Source organism: Melioribacteraceae bacterium (genome assembly GCA_035362835.1).
In the GTDB taxonomy this organism is placed as follows: domain Bacteria; phylum Bacteroidota; class Ignavibacteria; order Ignavibacteriales; family Melioribacteraceae; genus DSXH01.
The window spans coordinates 34,414-49,346 of record DAOSDY010000005.1 but is presented as its reverse complement, the minus strand read 5'-3'; the positions used below and the strand labels follow the sequence as shown (position 1 = coordinate 49,346).

General features: G+C 41.8%; 8 protein-coding genes. All 8 read left to right on the top strand.

Annotated elements, in window-relative coordinates; all coding sequences use genetic code 11:
- Positions 1-80 precede the first annotated feature (80 nt).
- The 8 genes from dnaE to PLZ15_14350 all read left to right on the top strand — a co-directional run bounded on the left by dnaE (position 81) and on the right by PLZ15_14350 (position 14,858).
- Positions 81-3,536: a DNA polymerase III subunit alpha gene (gene dnaE / locus PLZ15_14385; protein ID HOI30930.1), complete on the top strand. Its 3,456-nt coding sequence runs from the start codon at positions 81-83 to the stop codon at positions 3,534-3,536.
- An 87-nt stretch (positions 3,537-3,623) separates the two neighbouring features.
- Positions 3,624-4,448 carry an SDR family oxidoreductase gene (locus tag PLZ15_14380; GenBank protein ID HOI30929.1) on the top strand — a complete coding sequence of 275 codons (825 nt, stop codon included), beginning with the start codon at positions 3,624-3,626 and terminating at the stop codon, positions 4,446-4,448.
- Between the two features lie 16 nt (positions 4,449-4,464).
- Positions 4,465-5,604: an acyl-CoA dehydrogenase family protein gene (locus PLZ15_14375; protein HOI30928.1), complete on the top strand. Its 1,140-nt coding sequence runs from the start codon at positions 4,465-4,467 to the stop codon at positions 5,602-5,604.
- 29 nt (positions 5,605-5,633) lie between these two features.
- The gene (trxA, locus tag PLZ15_14370; protein HOI30927.1) at positions 5,634-5,954 is read left to right on the top strand and encodes a thioredoxin; all 321 of its coding nucleotides are present in this window, start codon (positions 5,634-5,636) and stop codon (positions 5,952-5,954) included.
- A gap of 17 nt (positions 5,955-5,971) precedes the next feature.
- Positions 5,972-6,973 carry a two-component regulator propeller domain-containing protein gene (locus PLZ15_14365; protein ID HOI30926.1) on the top strand — a complete coding sequence of 334 codons (1,002 nt, stop codon included), beginning with the start codon at positions 5,972-5,974 and terminating at the stop codon, positions 6,971-6,973.
- Between the two features lie 466 nt (positions 6,974-7,439).
- The gene (locus PLZ15_14360) at positions 7,440-10,418 is read left to right on the top strand and encodes a TonB-dependent receptor (protein ID HOI30925.1); all 2,979 of its coding nucleotides are present in this window, start codon (positions 7,440-7,442) and stop codon (positions 10,416-10,418) included.
- A gap of 30 nt (positions 10,419-10,448) precedes the next feature.
- A complete protein-coding gene (locus PLZ15_14355) occupies positions 10,449-13,814 on the top strand; it encodes a T9SS type A sorting domain-containing protein (GenBank protein ID HOI30924.1) in 3,366 nt (1,121 codons plus the stop codon).
- Positions 13,815-13,832: 18 nt separating this feature from the next.
- Positions 13,833-14,858, top strand: a complete 1,026-nt coding sequence (locus PLZ15_14350; GenBank protein ID HOI30923.1) for a PorV/PorQ family protein — start codon at positions 13,833-13,835, stop codon at positions 14,856-14,858.
- Positions 14,859-14,933: the final 75 nt, after the last annotated feature.

Sequence of the window (14,933 nt, the reverse complement as noted above, 5' to 3'; positions counted from 1 at the left end):
GATCAGCAACCATGAACGGGATAAATCTAACTAAGAACTAAGAACTAAAAACCAAGAACAAAGAACTAAGAACCCCCAACATGTCAGATTTTATTCACATACATAATCATTCACATTACAGTTTGCAGGATGGCGCCTGTACAGTTGAAGATCTAGTTTTAACCGCGAAGAAAAATAATATGCACGCCGTTGCTTTAACTGATCACGGTGTGATGTTCGGTGTTTCAGAATTTTATAAGAAAGCGAAGAAAGAAGGAATTAAGCCTCTCGTTGGAATGGAAGCTTACGTTACATTCGACCGTTCCCGTTTCGATAAATCGGGCGATTTTGAAAACGGCAGAAAAAAATCTAAACATTACAATCATCTTCTTCTTCTTGCGAAAAATAAAACGGGCTACAATAATTTAATTAAGATGACTACTATCGGTCATCTCGAAGGATTCTACTACCGTCCGCGAATCGATCTTGAAATTTTGGAGAAGTACAGCGAAGGTCTGGTCTGTACTTCTGCCTGTCCTGCCGGACCGATTTCGACTCATCTTATAAATGACGAATACGCGAAGGCAAGAGAAATTGCGGTCAGACTGAAAGAGATCTTCGGCGATGATTTTTACCTTGAGATTCAGGATCACGGACTTGCAATCGAAAAACCGATCCTCTCGGCAATGCCGAAACTCTCGGCAGACATCGGCGCTAAACTTGTCGCAACCAATGATATTCACTATATCGATAAAGATCATGCGATCGCGCATAACATCCTTATAATGCTAGGCGATAAAACCGGTACCGCGGATTACCGGGAACTCCGGTACGGTACAGATCAGATCTATTTCAAAACCGCCGATGAGATGAAAAATATTTTCATGAATTATAAAGGCGCAATCGAAAATACTCTGGAGATTGAAGAAAAAATAAATCTAGAACTTGAATTCGGAGATTACCACTTCCCGATCTTTCCGATTCCGGAAACTTCAACTGCAAAAAACCTGGATGAATACCTTGTTCAACTTGCTTATGAACGTCTGGATAAAAAATTTAAAACAATTACACCGGAGATTGAAGATCGTTTTAAGTACGAGCTTGATGTAATCAATAAGATGGGCTACTCAGGTTATTTCCTGATTGTTCAGGATTTTATAAATGCTTCTAAGAAGAGAGGAATTCCGGTTGGGCCGGGACGGGGAAGTGCCGCAGGAAGTCTTGTTGCGTATGCTCTCGGTATCACCAATGTTAATCCTCTTCAGTACAATCTTCTATTTGAAAGATTTTTAAATCCTGCACGTAAATCGATGCCTGATATCGATGTTGATTTTGCTGACGATAAACGGGAGGAAGTAATCACCTATGTTAAGGAAAAATACGGAGAGAATTCGGTTGCGCAGATTATTACATTCAACCGCCTTTCGTCAAAACAGGTTATAAGGGATGTTGCAAGAGTTCTTAAAATTCCTATTCCGCAGGTGGATAGTATTACTAAATGGATTCCGTCAAAATTCGGAAGAGTTTTTACAATCGATCAGGCTCTCGAAGAGGTAGCCGAACTCGCATGGCTTAAAAAATCTGATGACCCTACAATTAAAGAACTTCTCAAGTATGCCAGAATACTGGAAGGGATGAACCGGAATGCATCCAAACACGCTGCCGGGGTTGTTATTACTCCGGGCGATGTAAGCGAATTTGTTCCCCTTGCTACTTACGGAGACGAAGGTGTTATTGTAACTCAGTTCAATATGAAAGACCTCGAGGACGCCGGTCTGCTGAAAATGGATTTCCTCGGTCTCGATACTCTCTCGATCATTCGCGATACTATTGAACTTGTTAAGCAGAACAGGGGAATTGAAATAGATATTGAAGAAATTCCGACCGACGATTTAAGAACATACGAACTTTTCGGAAGAGGCCAAACCACCGCTGTATTCCAGTTTGAATCCGCCCCGATGCGTGAATACCTCAAAAAGCTGAAGCCTTCCAGTATTACAGATCTTGCAGCAATGAACGCACTCTACCGCCCGGGCCCGATGGACTTTATAGACGATTTCATTGCACGCAAGCACGGCCGGAAAAAAATTGCATACCTTCATGCCGTTCTGGAACCGATACTCAAAGAAACTTACGGAATAATTGTTTACCAGGAACAGGTTATTCAGATAGCAAATAAAGTTGCGGGGATGAGTCTTGCAGAAGCCGATCTTCTAAGAAGAGCGATGGGTAAGAAAGATCTTAAAGCGATGCAGGAACAGAGAGCTAAATTTGTTGCCGGCGCCGAAAAAAATAACATAACTAAAAAAATTGCCGAAGAGATATTTGAAGCGATCGATAAGTTCGCCAATTACGGTTTCAATAAATCTCACGCTGTTGCTTACAGTGTGGTTGCTTATCAGACTGCCTATTTAAAGACTCATTACCTCGAAGAATTTCTTGCCGCAAATCTTACCAACAAATATGACAGCACGGAAAAGGTAACGATATTATTAGAAGACTGCCGGAAACTCGGTGTTAAAGTTCAACCGCCTGATATCAATCATCCTTCAGTCTACTTTAAAGTAGTCAAAGGTGAAATAATTTTCGGCATGGCTGCAATTAAAAATGTCGGCATCCAGGCAGTTGAAGAGATTAATAGAGTTCATCAGGAATTAGGAAGGGATTTTACAGGCATTTACGATTTCTGCTCTCATGTTGATACCAGAATAGTAAACAAGCGTGCCCTGGAAGGTCTTGTACTTGCTGGTGCATTCGACTCTACCGGCGGTTCGCGTGCCGGTCACTTTGCAGCTATCGAAGAAGCACTTTCAATCGGAAGCAAAATTAAATCAGCTAAAAATTCTCATACAGACAGCCTCTTTGGCGGATCTTCCGAAACAATCGATTTTGAAATGCCCTCGCTTCCGGATGTCCGTCCATGGGATGATAAAGAACGGCTTGCGAAAGAGAGGCAGGTGCTCGGATTTTATCTAAGCGATCATCCATTAAGAAAATATGAAACCGAGTACAATTCTTTTGCTACAGTCCATCTAGGGGAACCTTCAACATTTCAATTCAATGAGATTGTAAGGGCTTGCGGTGTAATTACCGATGTATCGCCGAAAACAGACAGACAGGGAAGACAGATGGCTTTCTTCCGCCTGGATGATTTCAGCGGATCGTGCGATTGCCTCATGTTCTCCAAACCTTTTTCGGAATTCGGAGAATTGATTCATCCTGAATCAACTATTCTGGTTAAAGGAAAACTTGAAAGCAGCGGAGACGCTATCAAACTTCATGTGGATGAAGCAATATCTCTCGATAATGTAAAATCGAAACTGACAAAACGGATCGGAATTATTCTCGATTCCTCTTTGCACGACGAATATGTTATCAATCTTATTAAAATGATTATGGAGGAGAATCAGGGCAGCATTCCTGTCCTGGTTTGCGTTAGGGATATCGGATCGTCAAGAGAATTTGCGGTCGATTTCAAAGTTAATCCGACCGATGCGTTTGTAGATAGTATAAAAAAATTATTGGGTGATGAATCCCTCGTTTATTTTACCACTTGACGGGTGGGAAATTCTGTGCCAATCATTTCGTTTGATTTATATTTTCGTTTTCTTAAGTTTGTGCCACAATTAACCAAAGGGGAATAAATGGAACAGAAGTGGGCCCTGATTCTGGGCGCATCAAGCGGATTCGGCGGTGCATCGGCCGTTGAACTTGCTAAAAACGGCTATAGTATTTTCGGTGTCCATCTCGACCGCCAGGCTACTATGCCTCAGGTTCAGCAGGTTATTAAAAAAATTGAACGGACCGGTCAGAAAGCCGTCTTCTTTAATATAAACGCAGCCGACCAAATTAAAATAAACGATACTCTCGATGAAATTAAAGAGAGATTTGCAACTAAAGATCACCCTCATGTTCATGTACTCATTCATTCTCTGGCATTCGGTACTTTAAAACCCTATATATCAAAAAACGCAAACGATTGCCTTTCTCCATCCCAGATGAACATGACACTCGATGTTATGGCCCACTCTCTTGTCTACTGGACTCAGGGATTGGTTTTTAGAAACCTGCTTGCTCAAGGCGGCCGGATATTCGCTCTTACCAGTGCCGGTTCTCATTCTGTCATTCCTAATTATGGTGCTGTCTCCGCAGCAAAAGCGGCTCTTGAAGCTCATATCCGCCAGCTTGCCGTTGAACTCGGTGCTATGAAAGTTACATGCAATTCTATTATGGCCGGCGTTACCAATACTCCTGCAGGAAATAAAATCCCGATGTTCGATAAAATGATGAATGCGGCCAAAATGAAAAATCCCTACAACCGTCTTACAACTCCCGAAGATGTTGCAAAAGCGATTCTACTTTTGTGCGACGAAAAAGCCGGATGGATCTCAGGGAATGTAATAGGTGTTGACGGCGGTGAATATATCGTCAATTATATCGGCGAAAATACAAGTACAATAATCAAATAATATAGAGCTCACAATTATGCAATTTATACTTACTGAAGAACAGAAAATGCTTCGCGATATGACCCGCGAATTCGTTAATAACGAAATAAAACCGGTCGCTTCAAAAATTGATGCCGACGAAAAAATTCCCGATGAACTGATCTCAAAACTTGGTGAGCTCGGATTTCTCGGCGTTTCCTTTCCTGAAGAATACGGCGGAGGAGGTTTTGGTGAAGTAGGATACTGCCTTATGCAGGAGGAAATAGCGCGCGGTTGTATGTCCACCGCAACTTTTATCGGTGCCCATCAATCGATCGGCGCAAATACCATATATATAGGCGGCAATGAAGAACAGAAAAAGAAATATCTTACCCCGCTCGCAAAAGGTGAAAAGATTGGTGCTTTCTGTCTCACAGAAGCACAGGCAGGATCCGATTCTTTCAATGTAAGAACACGGGCAAAACAAGACGGAGACCAATGGGTAATTAATGGCGAAAAACTCTGGATAACAAACGGTGGAATTGCTGATATCGTTTCTGTCTTTGCGAGAACCGATAAAGGCGTAAGTGCTTTTATTGTTGAAACTGACAGGGAGGGATTTCATGCAGGACCCCCCGAAAAGAAAATGGGAATTCGCGGAAGCTCAACAAATCCCATTACGTTCGATAATGTCCGGATTCCTAAAGAGAATCTGATAGGAACCGACGGCAGAGGATTTATACTGGCAATGAAAACGCTCGATGCCGGCCGGTTGGGCCTAGGAGCCGCATGCCTCGGCGCTTCAAAAGAATTGCTCGAAATGTCCGCACAATACGCTAAACAGAGAAAACAATTCGACCAGACCATTTCACATTTTCAGGCAATTCAGTTTATGCTTGCTGAAATGGCTGCTATGATTTTTGCTATGGAATCGATGGTCTATAGAACCGCCACTGACTATGATAATAAGAAGGATGTTGCCAAACAATCGGCAATTGTAAAACTCTTCTGTTCGGAATCGCTTGATAAGATTGCGGATCATGCAGTTCAGATTCATGGCGGAATGGGTTATTCAAGAGAATTACCCGTGGAAAGATACTACAGGGATTCCAGGATTAATAAAATTTTTGAAGGGACAAATGAAATTCAGAAAGGTATTATTGCCCGCGAAGTACTAAAAAGAAATGGGGTTGTTTAATTTATAAAAATCGATAGGAGTCAATTATAATGAAACCTTTTACTTTTACTGATGATAACTTTGACGCAGAAGCTTTAAAATCGGATCTTCCCGTGATTGTTGATTTCTGGGCTGCCTGGTGCGGACCCTGTAGAATGATTGCACCGATAATTGAAGAAATGTCGGCTGAATATGATGGAAAAGCAAAAATCGGAAAACTTGATGTAGATGATAACCAGCAGACTGCAATTACATACGGTGTAAGAAGTATTCCAACTGTATTATTTTTCAAAGGTGGCGAATTAAAAGATACCGTTATTGGCGCGGTGCCCAAACAAGTCTTTGTTGAAAAACTCTCGAAACTCTTATAATCATCTTTTCTGCATTTATGATAAATAATTATTTATCATCATTTATTTTTATTCTGTTCTCATTTATTTTGAATTCGGTTGCCGTGGCTCAGGCCGGCAACTGGATTCAATTTGATACTACAAACTGCGGATTGCCAAGTAATACGATAAGGTGCGTTACTCAGGATCCAGCCGGAAATTACTGGATCGGAACATGGGATAAAGGCCTGGTTAAATACGACGGGAAAAACTGGTCGGTCTTTAATAAAGAGAATTCTCCTCTTCCTCATAATTGTGTCTACAGCATCGCGTTCAATAACGGGCATATTTATATCGGGACCATGGGTGGAGGATTGGCAGTCTTTGATGGGAATTCCGAATGGAAAGTTTTTAATGAAAAAAATTCCGGCATCCCCCAGGATTGGATCTATTCGGTTGCTTTCGACAAACAATCGAATATCTGGGTAGGCACTTTCTCGAATGGGCTTGGAGTTTTTGAAAACGGAAACTGGACCATTTACGATAAAACGAACTCTATACTTATAGATAATAAGGTTACATACATTTATATAGATGATAACAATAATAAATACCTTGCAACACAGGGGGAACTTGCTTTTATAATTGATGGCGTCTGGAAATCCGAATCCGATCTTAATGTCGATAGTCTTAGTTATGTAGCCTACTGGATCTCGGAAACATCAGATAAGAATAAATTGATAAGTTATAAATACGGCGATCTGGTTCTATTTGACGGCCTGACTTTCAAATCTCTAAACAAAGGAAATCCGCCAATTCCGATCCAGGGTTTTTATTCCGCAGTAGAGGATAAAAATAAAAAAATCTGGGCGGGAAGTTTTGGTGAGGGCATTATTATATATGATTTCAATAAATGTATTCACTGGAATAAATCAAATTCACCTTTGAAGGACAATTTCGTTTTCAATGTATTTGTCGATTCATACAATAATAAATGGATCTCAACTTATTTCGGCGGAATTGCAATTTATAATGAGGACGAAATCAGATTTTCAAAATAGTTCTGTACAAGTAATTTGAAAAGAAACCGTTGAAAAGCTCCAAAGATTTTCGGATAGAAAAACGGGATTAAAAAAGAGAGGGGCTTCCGGGAAGCAGGTCTATATAAATTAGACCTTGACAAAAAAACCATCATGTATTATTTTCAGTCAAAGATTAGGGGCTTCTGGTAAAAACCCCGAAAAAACGTAAAATTTCCTTGACTTAGAAAAATCATTAAGTTATTTTGAGCTCGCTACAATCAAGAAAAATTAAATAATCTCTTTGGGGCTTTAGACTTTGCATTAAGGAATCCGGTTCCTTTTCAATTAGGGTAATTTTTTAGTACCTGCAAAAATGAGTTTTATTTAATTAACAAAAACAGAATGGAAATCTAAAAGTAAAGGAGGTAATTATTGTCAATTTCTTTACAAGTTTTCACTTCAAGAAACCCTTTCTTAATTAAATCAACAAATTAAGGAGTATAGTATGCATCGAAGGATTTTTTACTTTTTGCTTCTTCTAGCTCTTTGTCCTGTCTTACTTACTGCTGGTACAAAGGGTAGAATTAAGGGAAAAGTAGTTGACTTGCAAACAGGTGAAGCACTGATTGGCGCAAACGTGATCGTAATGGGTACGACCACCGGTGCGGCTACCGACGCAGGCGGCGAATTTCTCTTACAAAACCTGGAAGCTGGTGTTTACACAGTTAGGGCTTCGTATCTCGGATATCAGACTGTTACAATATCCAACGTGAGAGTTAATGCTGACCTCACAGCGTATATTGATTTCGAACTGCCGAGCGAAGACATTCAGGTAGGCACAGTGGAAATTGTTGCACAAAGGCCTCTTATCCAGAAAGATAACACCAACGCTGTTAGAATTACAACCGGCGAAGACATGGAAAAACTTCCTATCCGCGGTTTTAATAATATCTTCTCTCTAACTCCTGGCGTTACTACCACCAACGGCGAATTCCATATCCGTGGCGGTCGTGAAGATGAAGTTGGTTATTATATTGAAGGTGTTTCTGTTAGAAATCCGAGAGGCGGCGGAAGAGCAGTCTCTATTTCTCAGGACGCACTCGAAGAAATTCAGGTTCAGTCCGGTGGTTATACTGCTGAATTCGGCGGCGCTAACTCCGGTATCGTCCGTTCTACACTCAGAAGCGGCGGCTCTCAGTTCAAAGCTTCTTACGAGTATATCACTGATAACGTTGCTTTCCAGAGCAGAGAAGGTGCTTTCGAAGGTAAAAAACGTTTAGGTACTTATTACTGGGGATACCACGAGCAGTCTCTCTCTTTAAGTGGTCCTCTCTTTACTCAGGCTGTTAAATATTTCTTGAATGTCAACTCTACTTTCCAGTTAAGCCCGACTCATATGGATCAGCCGGAAATTAATGTCGGCCTCATCTGGAACGAAAAAACACCGGCTGCTCAGAGAGATACTGTTAATTTCGTTTACCCGAACGGTGCTCAAAGAAAAGCTGCTAGACAGTATTATACATTTACCGGTACATTAAACTTCGATTTCAAACCGGTTATTTTCAGACTCTCCGGAAGTTATAATCTTAATGAAAATGATGCTAACGCAACAGGTCCTTTTCAAGTTAATAACGACCGTCCCGGCGAGTACACAAGCAACGACGGTTCATTCAATTTAAGAATGACTCATATCTTAAGTCCGAAAATGTTCTACGAATTATCCGCAGGCATGGTACTCTCTTCATACATGCAGCAGGATAAAGCTATGAAAGACAACTACTGGGCTTACGGCGATAGTATTGCCAACGCAGCTGCAGGATATGTCTGGACAAGAACACCTCAGGACATTGCAAGAAGAGTATACGGTCGTTTTGTAGCTCCAAGATCTCTCAACGTTTACGACTGGAATTTCCCCAGAACAGGCGCTCCAAACTATGGTTACCAGAAGAGCAGCACAAGTTCGCTTTCATTTAACGGTGCTTTAAACTGGTTGCCTAATAAATATCATTCTATTAAGATCGGCGGTGAATATATTACATGGACATACAGAAACTTCATCCCGGCTTACAGCGCACAAATGCTTTATAACAATCTGCAGAATCCTCAGGGTAAAACCGAAGAACAGATCAAAATCGATATCTTGAGAAATAATGGCTCAACTATTTACGGTTATGATTACTTTGGCAACGAACTTGACGAAGGAGATATTTTCCACGCTCCTCACAAACCTGTTTTTGCTGCAGCTTATATTCAGGATAAGATTGAATTCGAAGATATTATCTTGAACGTTGGTTTACGTTACGACTATTTTGATATTGATAACCTCCAGATGATTGATCCAACCAGACCTGACTTATCAATTATCAAAGCTACCAATACGCTTGTTGAAAGCGGTTGGGAAAAAGTACCTGCATTCAGTGCAGTCAGCCCGCGTATCGGTATCTCCTTCCCTGTAACCGATAAGACAGTTTTCCATGCTCAGTACGGAAAATTCGTTCAGCAGCCTGACTTGAATCAATCCTATGTTGGATATGATTATTATGCATATCAGTTAACAACCGGATATTTCTTCTCTAACTGGAGAGGATTGGGTCTCAGACCTACAAGAACAACCAATTATGAATTAGGTTTTTCACAGCAGATTGCTGACTTCCTTTCATTCGACATTACAGCATACTACAAAGACGTGAAGGATCTTGTTCAGATGGTTTCTCAGTCAGTTGATATAGTTTCCGGTTATCAGAACTACTTTGTTCAGGATAACGTAGACTTTGCAACCACAAAAGGTATCGAAGTATCCCTTACTATGAGAAGGTATAACAGATTAGCAGTTAACGGCAGCTTCTCATTCCAGGATGCAAGAGGAACCGGTTCGTATCCGAATTCGAATCGTGGTATTGTTGGAGCTCCGGTTATTGCCGGTCAGCCATTTAATCCTAAAAACATTTCTCCGCTTGAATTCGACAGACCATTTACTGGTAACCTGAATATCGATTACCGTTTCGGTGATAACGATGGTCCGGCTATTCTTAGCAACTTTGGTGTTAATCTCCTCTTATCTTACGCATCGGGCCGTCCGTTTACACGCGGTATCGGTAACCCGGCTTCTGTTGGTATTTCTCAGCAGGGCAGCGGTGATGCAAGATTCAGAACACCTGCCGAGCCTCTCGGATCTTCTTCTATGCCGGCTTCATTCAACGTCGATTTAAGAGTGGATAAATCATTTACAATTTATGATCGATTAAAAGCTAATATTTACATCACTGTATTGAATCTGTTAAATGCGAAGAATGTAAACAACGTATACCTTACAACCGGTACAGCTACTGATGACGGTTATTTAAGTAATCCAACTACCTACCAGGAGCAGTTAAGAGCTCAGGGTCAGCAGTATATCGATTTGTATCAATTGCTGAATATTCAGAGGAACGGATTATGGAGTGGTATGCGTCAGGTTAGATTAGGTGTAAGATTAGAATATTAATCGCATATTATAAACAAAGGAGAAAGTGGTATGAAATTAATTAGATCAAGCTTTTATCTTGCTTTTGCTTTGATCCTTCTCTGTAGCTTTTCTCTGAAAGCTGAAGGTGTCGAAGGAAAAGAGAAAGGTAAAGTTTATAAAACAGCTGGAACTCCCGGTGTTACCAAATTCAATATAAATAACATCTCTACTTTCTTTGGTAATGATGGTATTTCTGATTTGAGTACTACTGGTGACTCTGGTTTCCAATTCCCAATCGGAAGCGGAAAGACCGTATTCTATGAATCAGGTTTCGTTTATGGTGGTGATTTTCCTCTTGATGATGGTACAAAAGAATTCCGTATCTCAGGTTCCACCTATAACCGCGGCCAGCAGCCCGGTAGAATTCTTCCCGACGGAACAAGAGAGGATTCTAACCTTCCACATGTAAGAATATATAGAGTACGTCCGGATTATAAAGATCCGCAGGCAGATTATAGCAAAGAAATCCTTGATGAAGGAAAAACCCAGGCAGCTATTTATGCTCAGTACGATAAAGACTGGCAGGAATGGCCGGCTCAGTATGGCGCTCCATATAAAGATGTAAATGGAAACGGAACATATGAACCCGCTGTTGATATACCCGGCGTTCCGGGCGCAGACCAGACTATCTGGTTTGTTGCCAACGACGTTGATGATACGCAGGCTCAAAAATTATACGGATCCAAAGGATTCGGTATTGAAATGCAGGCTACCATCTTTGGTTATAATCAGCAGAATGCTCTTGGTGATGCATTATTCAGAAAATACATGATCATCAATAAAACAAACAAAACATTTACAGATTTCTACGTTTGTATGTGGTCCGATCCTGATCTCGGCGGAGATGCAGGCGACGACTTTGCAGGCGTTGATACTGTATTAAGCCTTGGTTACATTTATAACGGTGACGATTCCGATCCATCCTACGGTTCGAATATTCCTTCTTCAGGATTCGACTTTTTGCAGGGACCAATCGTTCCCGGTAATCCAGGCGACCATGCAATTTTCAAGAATAAAATTAAAACCGGTTATGTCAATTTAGGCGCATCTGCTTTCTTCCTCTTTACTCAAAGCGTTGCAAACTGGAGTGACCCGACCTTAGGAAACTATGCAAACGGAGCTCTCCGTTTCCGTAACCTGTTCGAAGGTAAAAACGCTACGTTAGGTACTCCTTTTATCGATCCTCTTACCGGAAAAACCTCCAAGTATTTTGCGCCCGGCGATCCGGTTGCAGGTACAGGATGGATCGATGGTATCTTATTCCCGAAACAGGATAGACGTATCGGTCTGGTAGCTGGTCCATTTACAATGGCCGCCGGCGATACTCAGGAAGTCGTAGTTGGTCAGCTCGCTGCAGGCGGTGTTGCTCCTGTAACACGTCTCGGCGCTGTTGCTCTCTTGAAATATCAGGATTTGCAGGTTCAGCAGGCATACAATAACTTCTTCCAGGTTCCTAATCCTCCTGCTGCTCCTATAGTTCCTCTCGATGAAGTTACCAAGATCGGTAAAGCATCCGAGTTCGATCAGCAGCTCGTTATCTCCTGGGGTGAAGATCAGGCACGCGTTGCCCAGATTGAAAGCCACGACCAGTTAGGTTACAAATTCGAAGGTTATGTAGTTTATCAGCTTCCGCGTCTGAATGCTCAGCTCAACGAAGCTAAAGTTGTTGCAACATACGATCTTAATAACCTTATCGGAAACGTAGAAAGCTTAACATTCGATGCTAATACAAATAACGTAACAAGATCTGTTACCAAGTTCGGAAGGAACGAAGGTATTCAGAGATCTATTACAATTACAAAGGACATGATTCGCGATGGTATTCCATTGGCTAACGGTACTGAATACTACTTTGTAGTTTCTGCCTACTCCGTAAATCCTGATCCTAATGCTGTTCCGAACGTTCTCGAAACCTTATCGGCAAGAATTGTTGCTACTCCGCATCAGCCGAATCCGGGAACCATTTATGAAGGCACAACCGGCCAGGTTATTACTGCTACCCATACTACCGGAACAAGCGACGGTTCTGTTAAAGCCACAGTATACGACCCTGCAAAACTTACCGGCGATACATACCAGGTAAGTTTCGCTAAGGTTAATAACCAGATGGTTTGGAACCTCAAGAATACAACAAAGAATACAACTCCTGTTACTAATGTTACAGATCAGAGCGCAAGCCCGACATCTCCGTTTGTTGACGGTGTTCAGGTAAAAGTATCCGGCGCTCCGAATGACTTCAAGAACTTTGAAGTTCTTGCAAATGCTAACGGTCCTCTTAATCCTCCTGCAAGTGTTTCTGTTAACTGGACTGAATCATTGGGCGGACGCTGGCCAAACGCTGGTGCCGGTCAGCAGAAGAGCGGCGCTGTTTGGGTCCTCGGATCTAACGGCGGCACTGATTATGCTTACTCATACTGGGTTGGCAGAGTAACTCAATACACCGGCGGTTTCGGTTCTACTCCTAGCGGTGTTGCTGCTTTAGTTCCTGATGACTTTGAATTCAGATTTACCGCGACCGGTAGCGAGGCCTTCCTGAACTGGACAACTGGCGGATTTATGCAGGTTCCGTTTGAAATCTGGAATACAAGAGGCACTGCATCAACAGCAGATGACTTTATGTGTATGGCATGGGTTCTTGATGACGGCGACGGTATTTTCCAGGTTCAGGCTGTTGATAACGTTCAGTCGGGCGGTACAAACGATCCTCAGACAGACGCTATTTATTTCCTTATTCCTCTTGATAAGACACCTGGCAAAGTAGGATATAATAATCTCCTTGCTAAACATAAAGCCAACCCGGCTGGTGCATCAGCGGATGTTCTCTGGGCTTACTATGATGACGTTTGGGGTTCCTATCCTGGTATGATGAGATTGGTATTCGTCGGTTTCAACTTGATCGATGCATCCCAGGTTGCTACTCTTCCTGCTGAAAAGAAAGCACCGGAACAGGGTACAATCATCAAGATCTCTACAACAAAGCCGAATCAGTTAAACGACGTATTTACGTTCACAACTCCTAAGGTTGTTAAAGGTAACGTTGAAGCTGCCAAGGAAGAAGTTGAAAAGATCAACGTATTCCCGAACCCATACTATGGTGTTAACCCTCGCGAAATAAATAAATATCAGCGATTCGTTACATTCAGCCACTTACCGGAAAAAGCTACTCTCCGTATCTTCAACTTAGCCGGTCAGTTGGTTCGTACGATCGAGAAAAATTCTCCAAGCCAGTTCATGACATGGGATCTGTTAAACGAAAGCGATTTCCCGGTTGCAAGTGGTTTATACATTGTCTATGTGGATATGCCTGAGTTAGGCAAAACGAAGGTAATAAAACTGGCTGTCATTCAAGAACAACAGATTCTTGATCACTATTAATAGATGGGAGAAGAAAAAATGAAAAATATATATTTAAGAATATTTATAATCTTAGCTCTTGCTGCAAGTGCTATCTATGCGGGCGGCGGTGTAAGAAACGGAACGGGAGCTGCTTCTCAGCTTCTGATTCCCGTTGGTGCCCGCGGTATTGCAATGAGTGGATCTTCTATCTCAGGTACTTCCGGTTTAGAATCCGTTTATTGGAATCCAGCTAACCTTTCTTACGATCAGGGTACAAATGTATTGTTCTCCCATATGTCATACATCGCTGATATCGGAGTTACATACGTTGGTGTTTCTACAAATATCGATGGCTTCGGTGCTCTCGCTTTCAGCTTGAAATCCCTTGCTATCGACGCGATCAACGTTACTACCGTTGAAAATCCGGATGGAAACGGCCAGACTTTTCAGCCGACTTTCCTTACTCTCGGCGTTACATTTTCCAGACTGTTAAGTGATAGAATTGCTGTTGGTGTTACTATGAATTATATCACCGAAAAACTTGGATTGGTAAGCGCTAATGCTGTCGGATTCGATATCGGTATTACTTACAGAAACCTCGCTAACGTCGATGGTCTCGGTCTTGCTATGGCTCTTAAGAATTTCGGCCCTCAGATGAAGTACGACGGCTCCGGTTTGTATATCAATGCTACTCCTTCAACTCTGGAAAGAGGAGAAGCTGCTTACAAACGCGAAGCTATGGCTTTCGAACTTCCTTCTCTTCTCGAAATCGGTATGAGCTATAATCTAAACTTCAATGCTTCCAATTATCTGCAGCTTAGCGGTACATACCAGAATGCTAACTACTACGGCGACGAAGTTAGATTAGGTATGGAATATGGTCTTAACGACATGTTCTTCGTACGCGGCGGATATATGTTCCTGCCTGAACTCGAAAACGACGATGCCAATATCTACGGTCTTACAGCCGGTCTTGGCATTAAGTACGATCTGGGCGGAACTCAGCTTAAGTTCGATTATGCTTTCAGACAGACCCAGTTCTTCGATGATAACCATGTATTTACAATTCAGCTTGGATTGTAATTTGTAGTTAACTTTAAAAACCTGAGCATCTATTTTAGGTGCTCGGGTTTTTTTATTTTAAAAAGGTCTTTTATA